Origin of the sequence: Pseudomonas cremoricolorata (assembly GCF_000759535.1) — a bacterium.
Classification (GTDB): Bacteria; Pseudomonadota; Gammaproteobacteria; order Pseudomonadales; family Pseudomonadaceae; genus Aquipseudomonas; species Aquipseudomonas cremoricolorata_A.
On record NZ_CP009455.1, the window covers coordinates 1,583,897 to 1,598,150 of the forward strand.

The 14,254-nt window shown below is 63.0% G+C and carries 14 protein-coding genes; 8 read left to right on the forward strand and 6 right to left on the reverse strand.

All coding sequences use genetic code 11. The annotated features are described in order from the left end of the window. Positions 1-7: 7 nt before the first annotated feature. The 4 genes from LK03_RS06795 to LK03_RS06810 all read right to left on the reverse strand — a co-directional run bounded on the left by LK03_RS06795 (position 8) and on the right by LK03_RS06810 (position 4,584). Positions 8-856, reverse strand: coding sequence for a hypothetical protein (locus LK03_RS06795; protein WP_038411631.1), 849 nt, complete (start codon positions 854-856; stop codon positions 8-10). Positions 857-944: 88 nt separating this feature from the next. Beyond that, positions 945-3,809: a class I adenylate cyclase gene (locus tag LK03_RS06800; RefSeq protein WP_038411632.1), complete on the reverse strand. Its 2,865-nt coding sequence runs from the start codon at positions 3,807-3,809 to the stop codon at positions 945-947. Between the two features lie 136 nt (positions 3,810-3,945). After that, positions 3,946-4,191 (reverse strand): TIGR02647 family protein, encoded by a 246-nt coding sequence (locus LK03_RS06805; RefSeq protein ID WP_038411633.1) that lies wholly within the window; start codon positions 4,189-4,191, stop codon positions 3,946-3,948. 72 nt (positions 4,192-4,263) lie between these two features. Further along, positions 4,264-4,584 carry a hypothetical protein gene (locus LK03_RS06810; RefSeq protein ID WP_038411634.1) on the reverse strand — a complete coding sequence of 107 codons (321 nt, stop codon included), beginning with the start codon at positions 4,582-4,584 and terminating at the stop codon, positions 4,264-4,266. 157 nt (positions 4,585-4,741) lie between these two features. Between LK03_RS06810 and LK03_RS06815 the strand changes: the two genes are divergently transcribed. Further along, positions 4,742-5,401 (forward strand): glutathione S-transferase family protein, encoded by a 660-nt coding sequence (locus LK03_RS06815; protein ID WP_038411635.1) that lies wholly within the window; start codon positions 4,742-4,744, stop codon positions 5,399-5,401. Positions 5,402-5,443: 42 nt separating this feature from the next. Here the strand turns inward: LK03_RS06815 and argH are convergent, their stop codons facing one another. Beyond that, a complete protein-coding gene (argH, locus tag LK03_RS06820) occupies positions 5,444-6,838 on the reverse strand; it encodes an argininosuccinate lyase (protein ID WP_038411637.1) in 1,395 nt (464 codons plus the stop codon). Positions 6,839-7,135: 297 nt separating this feature from the next. Here argH and LK03_RS06825 point away from each other — a divergent pair, with 297 nt between their 5' ends. From LK03_RS06825 to LK03_RS06855, 7 genes are all read left to right on the forward strand, one after another. Continuing rightward, the gene (locus tag LK03_RS06825; protein WP_038411638.1) at positions 7,136-7,882 is read left to right on the forward strand and encodes a LytR/AlgR family response regulator transcription factor; all 747 of its coding nucleotides are present in this window, start codon (positions 7,136-7,138) and stop codon (positions 7,880-7,882) included. Between the two features lie 129 nt (positions 7,883-8,011). After that, positions 8,012-8,953: a hydroxymethylbilane synthase gene (gene hemC, locus LK03_RS06830; RefSeq protein WP_038411640.1), complete on the forward strand. Its 942-nt coding sequence runs from the start codon at positions 8,012-8,014 to the stop codon at positions 8,951-8,953. Then, the gene (locus LK03_RS06835; RefSeq protein ID WP_038411642.1) at positions 8,950-9,723 is read left to right on the forward strand and encodes a uroporphyrinogen-III synthase; all 774 of its coding nucleotides are present in this window, start codon (positions 8,950-8,952) and stop codon (positions 9,721-9,723) included. The genes hemC and LK03_RS06835 overlap by 4 nt, the downstream gene beginning before the upstream one ends. Positions 9,724-9,758: 35 nt before the next feature. Then, positions 9,759-10,859 (forward strand): uroporphyrinogen-III C-methyltransferase, encoded by a 1,101-nt coding sequence (locus LK03_RS06840; RefSeq protein WP_038411643.1) that lies wholly within the window; start codon positions 9,759-9,761, stop codon positions 10,857-10,859. Then, positions 10,856-12,094, forward strand: a complete 1,239-nt coding sequence (locus LK03_RS06845) for a heme biosynthesis HemY N-terminal domain-containing protein (RefSeq protein ID WP_038411644.1) — start codon at positions 10,856-10,858, stop codon at positions 12,092-12,094. Before LK03_RS06840 ends, LK03_RS06845 begins: the two co-directional genes overlap by 4 nt. A 219-nt stretch (positions 12,095-12,313) precedes the next feature. Further along, the gene (locus LK03_RS06850) at positions 12,314-12,820 is read left to right on the forward strand and encodes a disulfide bond formation protein B (protein WP_038411645.1); all 507 of its coding nucleotides are present in this window, start codon (positions 12,314-12,316) and stop codon (positions 12,818-12,820) included. Positions 12,821-13,049: 229 nt separating this feature from the next. Next, entirely contained in the window at positions 13,050-13,520 is a 471-nt protein-coding gene (locus tag LK03_RS06855) for an Rsd/AlgQ family anti-sigma factor (protein ID WP_038411646.1), read from the forward strand. Positions 13,521-13,527: 7 nt separating this feature from the next. Here LK03_RS06855 and LK03_RS06860 read toward each other — a convergent pair whose 3' ends face one another. Continuing rightward, positions 13,528-14,187 (reverse strand): FKBP-type peptidyl-prolyl cis-trans isomerase, encoded by a 660-nt coding sequence (locus tag LK03_RS06860; protein ID WP_038411647.1) that lies wholly within the window; start codon positions 14,185-14,187, stop codon positions 13,528-13,530. Positions 14,188-14,254: the final 67 nt, after the last annotated feature.

Below are 14,254 nucleotides of genomic sequence, written 5' to 3' on the forward strand. Positions count from 1 at the left end.
GGTTGCCTCAGTCTTGCTGCTGCGCTGTTCCACGCAGGCGGCAGGCGTGGATACAGTGTTCGACGATGCGGCTGCGTAGCGACCAGTCGGTGTTGATGATGGTGAACTGCTGGATGTAGCTGTCCAGGTCTTGCGAGTCGAACCACTGGTCGATCCTGTCGCTGAAATCATCAGCGGTATACAACACCTTGTTGTACTTGGCGCACTGGATCGAGCGCAGGCCGCTGCTGTAGCGGATCCCCCCGGCAGCTTGATCCATGAACGCCTTTAGTTCATCGGTAGAAAGCGTATCCTCGCCCGACCATCCATGCCGCACGCCGGGCCAGTGCGGCCCACGCTGCCAATGGTTGTAGGCAATCACCACGGTTTTCCCCGGAAACTCACGCCACAACTGCCCGACCGTCAGATGACTCAACGCATAGGGGACGATCCGCCCTCCGAGCGTCCGGTCCAGCAGTTCGAGCAGCCATTGGTGTTCCTTGTCGCTGAAGTTATCCAACTGGTGGAAGTCGAGAATGATGATTTCCCGCGCGCTGTCCGGGTTGGCATAGAACTGCTGCAACTCATGGATCACATCGCCCAGCAGTGTGCGTCCCGAGGTGTTGAGGTGGAACAACTTGTAGCGGTTGGGTGAATCGGGCGTGTACTCGCGGTTGGCGCGCACGCGCAGGTCGAGTACGCGAATGCCGCCGCGAATCTGCTCGATGCAGGGCACATCCTGGGTCGTTTCCTGTAGAAGGGTCAGGCTGTCGGCCAGTTTGTCCATGCCCGAATCATGGCTGCCAGGCAAAATCAGCTGGTCGATGGGCAAGCTGCCGATCTCGGGCGAGTCGCCCATCCAGTGTTGGTTACTCATGTCGCACTCCAGCGTCAGGGAAAGGCGGCATGATCCGAGCGGCACATGCGCGAAGGCAGTCGGAAGCGAGCCACCCAGGCTCGGAGCTTCACGCGCCTGGGTCGGCCTGCACCTGAGTCAGTCCGATATCGAGCGCGTTCTCCAGCGCCTGTTTGTGGCGCAGGTACACCAGCAGTGAACCGCGCCCTTCGTCGAGCACGCCGGACAGATCGAGGTCGGTGATGTAACAGCGGTAGGCGCCCGCGCTGCGCCGCTGCTCGAGAATCAATCGGGCGACCAGTGCATACAGCTGTTCACCATGCTCGAGCTGCGAATATTCCTGCTGCTCGCAATACAACGTGACGTACTGGCGTCCCTGGGCGCTGGCTTGCACGAGTGCCTGCACCTCGTAGCCAGGCTGGCCACCTTTGGCAACTGGAAGGGGGCGTGCCCGGCACTCTCGCACTTTGCCAGCGCCCTCAGGGAGTAACTGGTAATAGCGGATATCACCCGCCCCCCCAGGCTCGATATCCAGTTCCAGATGCGCGTTGCGCCGAGCGCCGATCGAACAGAGAAACCGGTGCAGTGGCCGTAACAGGTGTTCCTCATCCTGGCAGGGCAGACGCTGTCGCCACAACGCGTTGTACTCATCCAGCACATACACCCAGGCCCACCTGCCAGCCAATCGGTAGAACACCTGCACGACGCCGGCCTGACCTTCAGGCAGCACTGCGCCCAGATCGTCCTCCTGCAAGGCGTTGCCATCGAGATACAGCACACTGTGCGTGCTGCGCTCTTGCCCCAGGTAGCTCAGCAGCGCGTCATGGTCGTCCAGAGTCACCAGGCGCACCTGTCGGCGGCGCAGCTCGAACACATGAAGGGTCTGCGCTACTTGCAGCAGGTAGCGCTGGTCCAGGTCTTGCGCCAGCAGCCGTGCAAGTGTGTCGAGCAGTTCTTCGACACGCTGGGTGATGGCCTGGGCGCGATTGTGGCAGAAGCAGCGTACCCGCAAGCGTGGTCGGGGACGGCGGTGATCGAGCCCGTTGAGGTAATCGCGCAGGCAGCACAGCAGCGCGTGCTCGCCGTCATAGCGCCGTACCAGCACCTCGTTCCAACTGTTGAGCGTGACCTGATCGATGGTCAGCACCAGGTTTTCGCGCACGCCTGCGTAGCACAGCGAGTCGGTGCGTTCGGTGGTCATCAGGATGTTCAGGTCGCGATGCAGGCGCAGCGGGTCGAGGGCGACATTGACCAGCAGCAGCACCTCGGTGGCGACGCTCGGTTGCAGCAGTTGTACATCGCTGACCGGCGGCAGCGGTAGCGCGATGGCTTGCTGTAGCGCGCCGAGCAGGTTGAACAGTTCCAGCTCGGTCAGGTCGCTGGTGCTAGGGTGCATAGCCAATCGGGAGCTGGAATCGATGACCCCGTTGCGGTATGCCCAAGTCAGCAGTTCGATCAGCTCGTGGCACCGTTTGATCGGTCTTGCAGCGGGCCAGTCGTTGTGGCCCAGGCTGCCGGAATACAGGCTCCAGTGATGGCTGCCCGGCGCCTTGCGGTTGGGCGCGTGCACCAGTGTCAGGGTGTCTTCGGCGAGGTCGGGCGCAATGCCGGGGTTGATCACCTCGATCTTCCCGGCGCGGCGCTCGAACGCCGCGTACAGGCGCCGGCCCAGGACATTCAGGTCGCGCTGGTCGGCGCGGGAACTCACTGCGCTGGCCTGGGCAAAGGAGGTCAGAAACCGGTAGCTGTGCCTGAGCTCGGTCACCCGTTCGCGACGCTCTTCAGCCACCTGCCCCACCTTCCATTGCGCGCGACTGTCGAGCAGGCGCAGCAGTGGCTCATCCCAGCCCCATTGCGCGGTCAGACGCCGCATCAGCGCCCGTTGCCAGGAGCCCGGCCGGTTGCCGTCGGGCGCGCTGAGCCTGAGGTTGACCTTCAGGTAGAGACTCCGGCGTACGCGCTCGAGGCGCCTGGGTTCATGGCGTTGCACCAGGTAGCGCTCGATGCGCCGGTAGACCATCACGTAGGGATCGAGCTCATCGAGGTCCAGCTGATTGGCGAATACCGCCTGCTTGAAGTCCAGACCCAGGCAGCGCGACTGCGGATAGTCGCTGGCATAGGTTTCGATCAACAGGAGTTTGAGCAGTGACTTGTAGGGCGAATCAATACCTTTGTAGAGCTGCCAGAGCCCGGCACCCAGAAACTCGCCAGGCGGAATCTGTGCCAGGTGGCCGAGGTCTAGGTGGTCGTCAGGGCGAATGAAGCGCTTGTTCAGCAACGCTTGCGCGTAGTCGTAGTAACTGCCTTCCTCATACACCGGCACCAGCCACCACAGCGGGGTGCGACCGGCCAGCCAGATTGCAGTGCGATAGAACTCGTCGAGCAGAAGAAAATGCTGGGTGCTGCCGCAATCATCAGAGCCCAGTTCACCGGCACGCTCGCCGCGGGCGAAGGCCGTGCAGTCGATCAGGAACAGATGTGCCTCAGCTCCCAGGCCCGCGGCCCAGAGCTCGAGCAGAGCGCATTTGCGGCGCAGTTCGTCGAGCTCGGCATCGCTCAGAGTGGACGAGTGGCACAGCCACAGGTCCATGTCGCTCTGCTCGGCCTGCGCCAGCGTGCCCATGCTGCCCATCAGGTAGAGGCCGGTCAGCGGGCACGGGCGATCACGGGGATAGGGTTTGTAGCTGAACGTGCGGGTCAGCCGCTGGACTTCGGCCAGTACCTGGATACTGGGCAGGAAGCCTGCAATACCGGCGGGGGTCATGCCGGAAACGTAACCGGGCAGCAGCGGATGGTTGATGTGCAGCAGCAGCGGCAGCAGCGTCAGAACCTGCTGCTGGCGGGTCGATAGCCCCTCCCTGGCACGCGCCAGGCGACCGTGACTGAGCTGCAGAAAGCGTTCGCGCAGTGCAGCCAGCACCTTGCGGTCGATGCCTTGCTCAAGGTCTGGGCGAATCTCGTGGGGATGATTCATTGCGCACTCGGCGGCGGGGGCTGGGCGAGTGTAGCCTGAGTGTCGATGATGAAATAAGTAACAAAAGACAGATTGACGGCATCTGCACCGATACCGCCACCGGACGTGGGGGGAGGGTACGTCCGGTGGCGGGCCGTCAGGCAGGCTGTGCGGCGCGCAGGATAGTCAGCAATTGCTGGGCGCTCTGCGCGGCATCCAGGCCAAGGCTGGTGAGGTAGCCGCCGTCCGGCTGGGTAGTCAGCTGTTTTTCATGCAGGCGCTCGGCGGCTTGAATCAGTTGCGCAGAGGCATTGCTGTGGACCTTGATGCCTTCTTGGGTGCTGTCGAGATTGAACAGGACGAGGATTTCGAGTTCGGCAATGAGTTCGGGGGTGAAGGACATGGCGACTCCAGACTTCCAGGGAAGGAGGGCGGCGCCCTGCGCGAGCGGCGGGCGCCTGAGCGAGGAGTGTAGTCACTCCTGCTCGAAATCGCCTTGCTCGTAGTCAATAGCCAGTTCCGGCGGTAGATCTGGCAGCCCGCGCAGGGATTGCTCGTACCACTGATTGTCGAACGGACGGTCTTCGCTGAGCATCGTGTCGATTTCATAGGCCAGAATCTCGGCCATCAGCATGTGAATCTCTTCGCGCGGATAACCTACCAGGCTCAGCTTGTTGTAGGTCGCCTTGGCGGCAGGCGGTTCGCCGCTTTCGATCTGGTTTTTGATGGCTTCGGTAAGGGTCGCCTGGGCGAAGGCTTCGTCATCGTCGAGGGCGAAATCGGTCGGTTCGCTCATGGCGTAACTCCTGTGGTGGCGGGCGATGTTCAATGCACCAGTGTGCCACGGCCGCTGGCAATGTGCGCCTATCGACAGCATGCATGACGCTGGTCAGGCACACGATGGCGGGCTATAACAGCCGCTCCAACCCCACACGGCCCGGAGGCTATACCCAATGCTCAAGTTGCATGGTTTTCCAGTCAGCAACTACTACAACATGGTCAAGCTGGCGCTGCTGGAGAAAGGGGTGCCTTTCGAAGAAGTGCAGTTCTTCTCTGGTCAGACCTCGCAGACGCTTGCGGTCAGCCCGCGCGGCAAGGTTCCGGTGCTGGAGACCGAACACGGTTTCCTCAGCGAGACCAGCGTGATTCTCGAATACATCGAGCAGACCCAAAGCGGCAAAGCGCTGCTGCCGGCCGATCCGTTCGCGCGGGCCAAGGTCCGTGAACTGATGAAAGAGATCGAGCTGTACATCGAGTTGCCCGCCCGCAGCTGCTACGGCGAAGCGTTCTTCGGCATGCCGACCGAGCCGCTGATCAAGGAAAAGGCCCGTACCGAGCTGCTGGCCGGGTTCGCGACCCTCAAGCGCAATGGCCGATTCGCACCGTACCTGGCAGGTTCGGAGCTGACCCTGGCCGACGTGATGTTCGTGTTCTCGGTGGATCTGGCCGTGGCGGTAGGCAAGAAAGTGCTCAACCTCGACCTGCTGGCCGAGTGTGCCGAAGCGGGAACCTTGCTCGCCAAGCTGGGTGAGAACGGGCATATGGCGAAGATTCAGGCCGACAAGGACGCGGCGATGCCGGCCTTCCTGGAGATGATGCGCGCCAGGAAGTGACGGGTAGCGAGGTCGAGGCGCAAAGGCGCCTCGACCTGTCTCTTAGCGCGTGGCCAGCAATTCGTGGCCGCGGGCAACGGCTGCACGCACCTGCGCCGGTGCGGTGCCGCCAATGTGGTCACGGGCATTGACCGACCCTTCGAGGGTCAGCACCGCGAACACGTCCTGCTCGATCTTGTCGCTGAACTGGCGCAGTTCGTCCAGGCTCATTTCAGCCAGGTCCTTGCCGCTGTCCACGCCGTATTTCACCGCATGGCCGACGATTTCGTGGCAGTCGCGGAAAGGCAGGCCACGGCGTACCAGGTAGTCGGCCAGGTCGGTGGCCGTGGAGAAACCGCGCAGCGCCGCTTCACGCATGATCGCGTGACGAGGTTTGATCGCCGGGATCATGTCGGCGAAGGCGCGCAGCGAATCACGCAGGGTGTCGGCGGCGTCGAACAGCGGTTCCTTGTCTTCCTGGTTGTCCTTGTTGTAGGCCAGCGGCTGGCCTTTCATCAGGGTCAGCAGACCGGTGAGGGCGCCGAACACGCGGCCGCTCTTGCCGCGGACAAGCTCGGGAACGTCGGGGTTCTTCTTCTGCGGCATGATCGAGCTGCCAGTGCAGAAGCGATCGGGCAGTTCGATGAACTGGAACTGCGCGCTGGTCCACAGCACCAGCTCTTCGGAGAAGCGCGACAGGTGCATCATCGCCACGCTCGCCGCAGCGCAGAATTCGATGGCGAAGTCGCGGTCGGAAACACCATCGAGCGAGTTGCCGGAGACGGCTTCGAAGCCCAGCAGCGAGCAGGTCAGCTGGCGGTCGATGGGATAGGTGGTACCGGCCAGCGCGGCGCTGCCCAAGGGCATGCGGTTGGTGCGTTTGCGGCAATCGACCAGGCGCTCGTAATCACGGCTGAGCATTTCGAACCAGGCCAGCAGGTGGTGCCCGAAGGTCACCGGCTGAGCGGTTTGCAGGTGAGTGAAGCCAGGCATGATGGTTTCGGCTTCACGCTCGGCCTGCTCCAGCAGGCCTTGCTGCAAGCGGGTGATTTCAGCCAGGATCAGGTCGATCTCGTCCCGCAGCCACAGGCGGATATCGGTAGCGACCTGGTCGTTGCGGCTGCGCCCGGTGTGCAGCTTCTTGCCGACGATGCCGATGCGATCGGTCAGGCGTGCTTCGATGTTCATGTGCACGTCTTCGAGGTCGACGCGCCAGTCGAACTGGCCGGCCTCGATTTCGCTCTGAATGGTCTGCAGGCCGTCGACGATCGTGTCGCGCTCGGCGTCGCTGAGCACGCCGACCTGCGCCAGCATGCTGGCGTGGGCGATCGAACCCATGATGTCATGGCGGTACAGGCGCTTGTCGAAGTCGACCGAAGCGGTGAAACGGGCGACGAAGGCGTCGACCGGCTCGCTGAAGCGGCCGCCCCACGACTGATTGGTCTTGTCAGTGCTCATGGATTCACTCATTGCAGGCGTGACGAAAAGTGGCGCCGATCATATCAGGGAACGCTGGGCTTTCGCAGAACAGCCCGTACCGCCCAGTTGCGGTGGACAGTTTACCGAGGGAGATATTTACCGATTGAACGGCAGCGTTCCATGGACCGTCTACAGTTGCACAAAGGCTTGGCAGAAACTGCCAGGGCACTGAATCTTTGGCTATTGCATCGGTCTAGAACGTGACTGCGGTGCCGGTCGTTCCACGCCCTGTTGCGCTCAACCCGTGCAAGACTCACTCAGGAATCCAGCGTAACTATGAATGTCCTGATCGTTGATGACGAACCCCAATCCCGTGACCGTCTAAGTCGGTTGCTCGGTGAATTAGAGGGTTACTCCGTACTGGAGCCCAGTGCCACGAATGGCGAAGAAGCCCTGGCCCTGATCGAAAGCCTAAAACCTGACGTTGTATTGCTCGATATTGGCATGTCTGGCCTCGATGGCCTGCAGGTAGCGGCCAGGCTCTGCGAGTGTGAGGCGCCGCCGGCGGTGGTGTTCTGCACCGGCGATGACCCATACGGCAGCCAGGCGTTCGCCGAGAGTGCGCTCAGTCACGTCAGCAAGCCGGTCGAGTCGGCTGCGCTGCGCGATGCCCTGCGCAAGGCAGAAAAGCCCAATCGCGCGCAACTGGCCGCGCTCACCCGTCCAGCCAACGAAGCCGGGGGCGGTCCGCGCAGCCATATCAGTGCGCGCACGCGCAAAGGCATCGAACTCATTCCCCTGTCACAGGTGATCTATTTCATCGCCGACCACAAGTACGTCACCCTGCGCCATGAAGGCGGTGAGGTGCTGCTCGACGAGCCGCTCAAGGCGCTTGAAGACGAGTTCGGCGACCGCTTCGTACGCATCCACCGTAACGCCCTGGTCGCCCGCGAGCGTATCGAACGTCTGCAGCGCACCCCGCTTGGTCATTTCCAGCTGTATCTGCGTGGTCTTGACGGTGACGCACTGACCGTAAGCCGACGCCATGTCGCCGGTGTGCGCAAGATGATGCAAACGCTGTGATCGCGTACCCGCCGCTGACGTAGCGGCGATCATTCCCGGCGCCAGGGACGGCGCGGCATGACCTACGTCTGCAGGCAGTGCAGACAGGTTTGCTATCATCGGCGGCATTTCCCTTGCTCCGGTATGCCCATGTCCACTCGTGAAATCCGCATTGCCACTCGTAAAAGCGCGCTTGCCCTGTGGCAGGCCGAATATGTCAAGGCGCGCCTCGAACAAGCGCATCCGGGCCTGGTGGTGAGCCTGGTACCGATGGTCAGCCGCGGCGACAAGCTGCTCGATGCGCCACTGGCGAAGATCGGCGGCAAGGGATTGTTCGTCAAGGAGCTGGAAACCGCGCTGCTGGAAAACCATGCCGACATCGCCGTGCACTCCATGAAGGACGTGCCGATGGATTTCCCCGAAGGCCTGGGCCTGTACTGCATCTGCGAGCGTGAGGACCCACGCGACGCTTTCGTTTCCAACCGCTTCGACAGCCTCGAGGCCTTGCCGCCCGGCAGCATCGTTGGCACCTCGAGCCTGCGTCGCCAGGCGCAGCTGCTGGCCCGTCGGCCCGACCTGACCATCCATTTCCTGCGCGGCAACGTCAACACGCGGCTGGCCAAGCTCGATGCCGGTGAGTACGACGCGATCATTCTTGCCGCCGCTGGCCTGATTCGTCTGGGCTTCGAACGCCGCATCACCTCGACCATCAGTGTCGACGACAGCCTGCCTGCGGGCGGCCAAGGCGCAGTCGGCATCGAATGCCGCAGCGCCGACGCTGAAATTCATGCCCTGCTGGCGCCCCTCAACCACCCCGATACCGCTGACCGGGTCGTGGCCGAGCGGGCGATGAACAAGCACCTCAACGGTGGTTGCCAGGTGCCGATCGCCTGTTATGCCGTGCTCGAAGGCGATCAGCTATGGCTGCGCGGCCTGGTCGGCCAGCCCAGCGGCCAGACCTTGCTCACCGCCCAAGGGCGTGCACCGCGCAGCGCCGCCGAAGCGCTGGGGGTCGAAGTGGCACAGGCACTGCTGAGCCAGGGCGCCGAGGCGATTCTCAAGGACATCTACGGTGAGGCCGGCCAGCCGTGAGCCGTTGGCGCCTGCTGCTGACACGCTCGGGCGAAGACTGCGCAGCTGTGGCGCAGTATCTGGCACACGCCGACATCACCGCCAGTTGCCTGCCGCTGATCGACATCCAGCCCCTGGCGCTCGATGCGTTGATGCTGCAGCGTCTGCGCGAGCTTGAGGGTTATCAGGCCTTCATCGTGGTCAGCAAGCCGGCAGCCCGTCTGCTGCTCGATCACCTCGCTGCTCTCGACCAAGTGCCACCTGCGGCGAGCTGGTTCACGGTCGGCGAAGCGACGGCCCGGGTGCTGCAGGTACAGGCGATGCAGGTCGACTGGCCGGCGCGCGGCGATGACAGCGAGGCGTTGCTCGCACTGCCGGCGCTGCAACGTGTGCTGGCTGCCCAGCCACGCATTCTGATCGTGCGTGGGGTGGGGGGTCGCGAACTGCTGGCCGAGCGTCTTGCAGAGCAAGGTGCTAGTGTCGATTATCTGGAACTGTACCGCAGGTGCCTGCCCGACCATGCGCCGGGCACCTTGCTCGGCCTGATCGACGGGGAACGCCTCAACGGGCTGGTGGTCAGCAGTGGGCAAGGTCTTGAACATTTGCATCGTCTGGCAGCGGCCCAATGGCCCCGCTTGGCGACGATGCCGTTATTCGTGCCCAGCCCCCGAGTCGCCGGACAGGCGCGGGCGCTAGGTGCGCAACAGGTTGTGGAATGCCGTGGCGCCAACGCCGCGGCCTTGCTGGCAGCTGTACAGCGAACGGCTGTACCTGCCTTGTCAGGGTGCTGAGCCGAGCGCTGCGCCTCAATGCAAAGGATGGATACGTGAGCGAAACTGTCTTGTCCAACAACGATCAACCGGCGCCGCCGCAGACGCCGAAAGCCCCCGCGGGCAAGCCTGCCAAACGCTCCGGCAACGGTATTGCGGTACTCGCCCTGCTGCTCGGCGCAGCCGGTGTCGCCGTCGGTGGCTGGGGTGCCTGGCAGGTACATCAGCTGCAAGGCGATGAACAGGGGCAGGGGCAAAGCCTGCAAGCGCTGAACGAACGCGCCAATGCCTTGCAGCAGCGCGAGCAACAGATCAGCGCGCAGCTGTCGAGCCTGCCAGCTGCGAGTGAGCTGGAAGACCGCCGCCGCCTGGTGGCGCAGTTGCAGGGCGATCAGCAGCGCCTCAGTCAGCGGATGGACACCGTGCTGGGCGAGAGCCGCAAGGAATGGCGTCTGGCCGAGGCCGAACACTTGCTGCGTCTGGCCACCCTGCGCCTTTCCGCGCTGCAGGACATCGCCAGCGCCAGGGCGCTGGTCGAAGGTGCCGATCAGATTCTGCGCGAGCATAGCGACCCCGGCTCGTTCGCCGCACGCGAGCAACTGGCGCGCAGCAAGGCCATTCTCGACAGCACCGAGCAACCCGACCGTACTGGATTGTTCCTCAAACTGGCTGCCCAGCGTGATCTGGTGCAACAGCTCAGCGCCCAGTCGCCTGATTTCGACGCCAACGCCGATGCCATGGGCGCGTTGACTGCCGAGGGCGATCTGTCCAGCCGGCTGTCGCAGTGGTGGGGGCAAATGTCCAAGTACTTCCAGGTCGATTTCGACGCCGACCAGAGTGTTCGTCCGCTATTGGCCGGGCAGTCGTTGAACCAACTGCGGCTGGCCCTGAGCCTGACCATCGAACAGGCCCAGTGGGCGGCGCTCAATGGCGAGGCCAAGGTCTACAGCCAGGCGCTGGATGACGCCCGCAGCGTGCTGCTGGCCAACTTCAACGCCGACAACCCGCAAAGCAAGGCGATGCTGGAAAGCCTCAACCAACTGGCCGACCAGCCTGTTTCGGTGCAAGTGCCGGATCTGAGCGAAAGCCTGGCAGCGGTTCAGGCCTATATTCAGCGGCGCCACCTTCCCGCCGAAGCTGAAGGGGCCAAGCCATGAAGCGCGTGTACCTGCTGGCGGTCATTGCCATTGCCGCCGCGGCCGCGCTGGGCATCGCCATCGCCAAGCACAGCGGCTACGTGCTGATCGCCTATGGCGGCTTCCGCTATCAGTCCAGCCTGTGGGCGGCATTGGGCGGTCTGCTGATGCTGGTGCTGGTGCTCTGGCTGCTGCGCCACCTGATCGGCTTCGTGCTGACCTCCACCGGCGTGGTCAATCCCTGGTCACGGCGCAACCGCAGCCGGCGCACGCGGATTTCCGTCGAACAAGGCCAGCTCGACCTGGCCGAGGGACGTTGGGCCAGCGCGCACAAACACCTGCGTCGGGCGGCTGAGGCCGAGCGCCAGCCGTTGCTGTTCTACCTCGGCGCCGCCCGCGCGGCCAATGAACTGGGGCGCGCTGAAGAAAGCGACGGCCTGCTCGAGCGTGCTCTGGAGCGCCAGCCAGAAGCGGAACTGGCCATCGCCCTGGCGCACGCCCAGCTGCAGATGGACCGTGGCGACAGCGAGGGTGCGTTGGATACTCTCCAGGCCATGCACGCGCGCTATCCGGACAACGCTCAGGTGCTGCGCCTGCTGCACCGTCTGTATCTGGAACGCGGTGACTGGTCGGCGCTGGTGCGCCTGCTGCCAGAACTGCGTAAGCACAAGGCGTTGCCCGCGTCGGAACTGGCCATCCTGGAACAGCGTGCCTGGGGCCAGAACCTGGGTCTGGCGGCAACTACCGGTGAGGACACGCAGACTGCACGGCAGGCACTGGAGCGCGCCTGGCAGCAGTTGAGCAATGCTCAGCGGCAGGAACCCCAACTGGTCCTGGCCTATGCCGAGCAGATGCGTCAGCTGGGTGCGCAAGGCGAGTCCGAGCAGGTGCTGCGCGCGGCGATCAAGCGCCAATACGAAAGCCATCTGGCGCGCTCGTATGGCCTGGTTCGGGGAGAAGATCCAGGCAAACAGCTGAACACCGCTGAAGGCTGGCTCAAGGAGCATCCGCAAGACCCGAGCTTGCTGCTTACCTTGGGTCGTCTGAGCTTGCAGAACCGCCTGTGGGGCAAGGCGCGTGATTATCTGGAAAGCAGCCTGCGCATTGAGCGCAACCCGGAAACCTGCGCGGAGCTGGCGCGGCTGCTCGCTGCAATGGGTGATACCGAACGCAGTAACCAGTTGTTCCAGGAAGGTCTGAACCTGCTCGACAGCCGGCTACTGGCGCTGCCACTGCCCAAAGCGGTCAACGTCTGAATGACGCTCGGCTCCTTGGCCAGCCAAGGAGCCGAGGTACTTGTCGTAGTTGCTTGTAGGGCGATTAGGCGAGTCCCGCACGTCCTAAGAAACCTCCCACCCGTTCTTCCACCCTTTCCCGCGCATTCTGGGACATATCTGGTCTGTAGCGCCTTGAAACAGGGGAGATCTTTCCTTACCGTCTCAGGCCACCCTTATCCTCCGGGAATGTCCTCGTCCATGTCGCTGGCTCGTTTGCGCACACTGTTCTTTCCTGCCTCGCTGGCATCGCTGATCGTGCTGGTCGGCTCGATCAAGCTCGAGTCGATGGTCGGTCTGACGCCCTGCGCGCTGTGCTACAGCCAGCGCGCGTTACTGGGTGTGTATCTTCTGCTCGGCATCTGCGCGGTCATCTATTCCCCCAGCCTGCGCAGCGATCGCAACTACGCGCGCACGCTGCTGCTCAGCGCAGGGCTGGGGGCGTGGCTGGCAGGACGCCAGGTGTGGTTGCAGAGCGAAAGCTGGTCGGCGCTCAGTTGCCCTTCGCCGGTGCCGACGCTGTCGGAGCTGCCATTGGGACAGGCGCTGTACAGGCTGCTGTTGGGCGCACCGGAATGCGCGCCGATCAATTGGAGCTTTCTCGATCTGACCTTGCCCGAGTGGAGCCTGCTGGCATTTCTTGTGCTGGCGTGTCTGCCGCTGAGCTTCCTGCTCGCGCAGCGCCTGCGCATGCTGATGAGGGATTGATCTGGCGCAGGGCGCAGGCTGTTCGCTCGACCAGCGGTGGTTGGGACGAGGATTAAACGCTTGTATGAAGTTAGTGTGCTGCGTACCTTGATGAGCAGCACCTGCGGGAATAATCTCCCACAGCGCTTACCGAAAAATACACCTGCTCGATGCCCGCATGCTGATATCTCCCGGGGTGATTTTCGATTGCCGGGTAGAGGGGCATCAACCCAGAAGGGATGAGATCGCCATGCTAGATAGTTGTCAGAATGCTCAGGAACGCTGGGGCGGGGTTCACAAGCTGATCGACCGTTGGCTGGAAGAGCGCCACGAGCTGGTCAAGGCCTTTCGTCAAATGCGCGACGCCAAGCCTGCTTTCGCAGACAAACAGCACAACACCGGATTCTGCGAGATTCTGGTCGATTATGTTTCTGGATGGCACTTCGGTATTTGTGAACAGTTGATCAGCGAAGCCAAGGCATTCGGCGACGATCGTGCCTTGCGCCTGGCCAATGAGATCAATCCGCGCATCGACGAAATCACTCGGATCGCCCTGGCCTTCAATGACCATTGTGAAAAGGCCGAATGCACCGACGCCGAGCGCTTTTCCAAAAAGCTTGGCGAGCTGGGCAGCCTGTTGCGTGAACGCTTCGAGCTCGAAGACTGCCTGATCGAAGTGCTGCACAACGCCCACAACACCGAAGACGCCGCGCGCGCCTGAGCCCCGTTCAGTCGGCCACGGCCACCAGTTCGATCTCGAATACCAGTGGTGTATAGGGCGCAATCAGATCCCCTGCGCCCTCGGCGCCGTAGGCCAATGCCGACGGTATCACCAAGTGCCATTTCGCGCCCACGTGCATCTGTGGCAGCGCCAGCCGCCAGCCTTCGATTACCGAATTCAGCCTGAACCACTGCGGTGTCTGACTCTGGTCGAACACCGTACCGTCCGGCAGCCTGCCGGTGTAGCGCACTTCAACCTTGCCTGCGGCCATGGGCTGCGCTCCCGCTCCGGAGGTCAGCTCGCTGTACAGCACGCCTTTTTCCAGATCACGGATGCCACTGCGCGCCCGCTCCTGAGCGAGGAAGCGTGCCTCTGCAGCCATCAACTCGGCAGTGTGGGCCTGCTCGGCAGCAGCACTGGCCTGTTCCTCGTGCTGTTGCAGCAGCATTTGCATGCGCTGTGCGTCGAGCCTCAGAGGCTGCTGTTGATAGGCTGCATTCAAACCGTCGAGCAATGCCTCGATAGGTAAGTCAGGCACCTCTTTACGCAGCCTCTCGCCCAGGCTTGCACCGACGCTGTAGGCCACGTCATTTGGCTCGTCTGCAGGTACTGCTGCGAAGGTCGGCAGGGCCGATAGGCACAGGCAAAGAACGAGAAAGCGGCGCACGTTGAACTCCTGAGTCGGGATGGCAAGTATGCCAGTGTTGCAGCGTGGACGTTGCTTGAACGCGGAC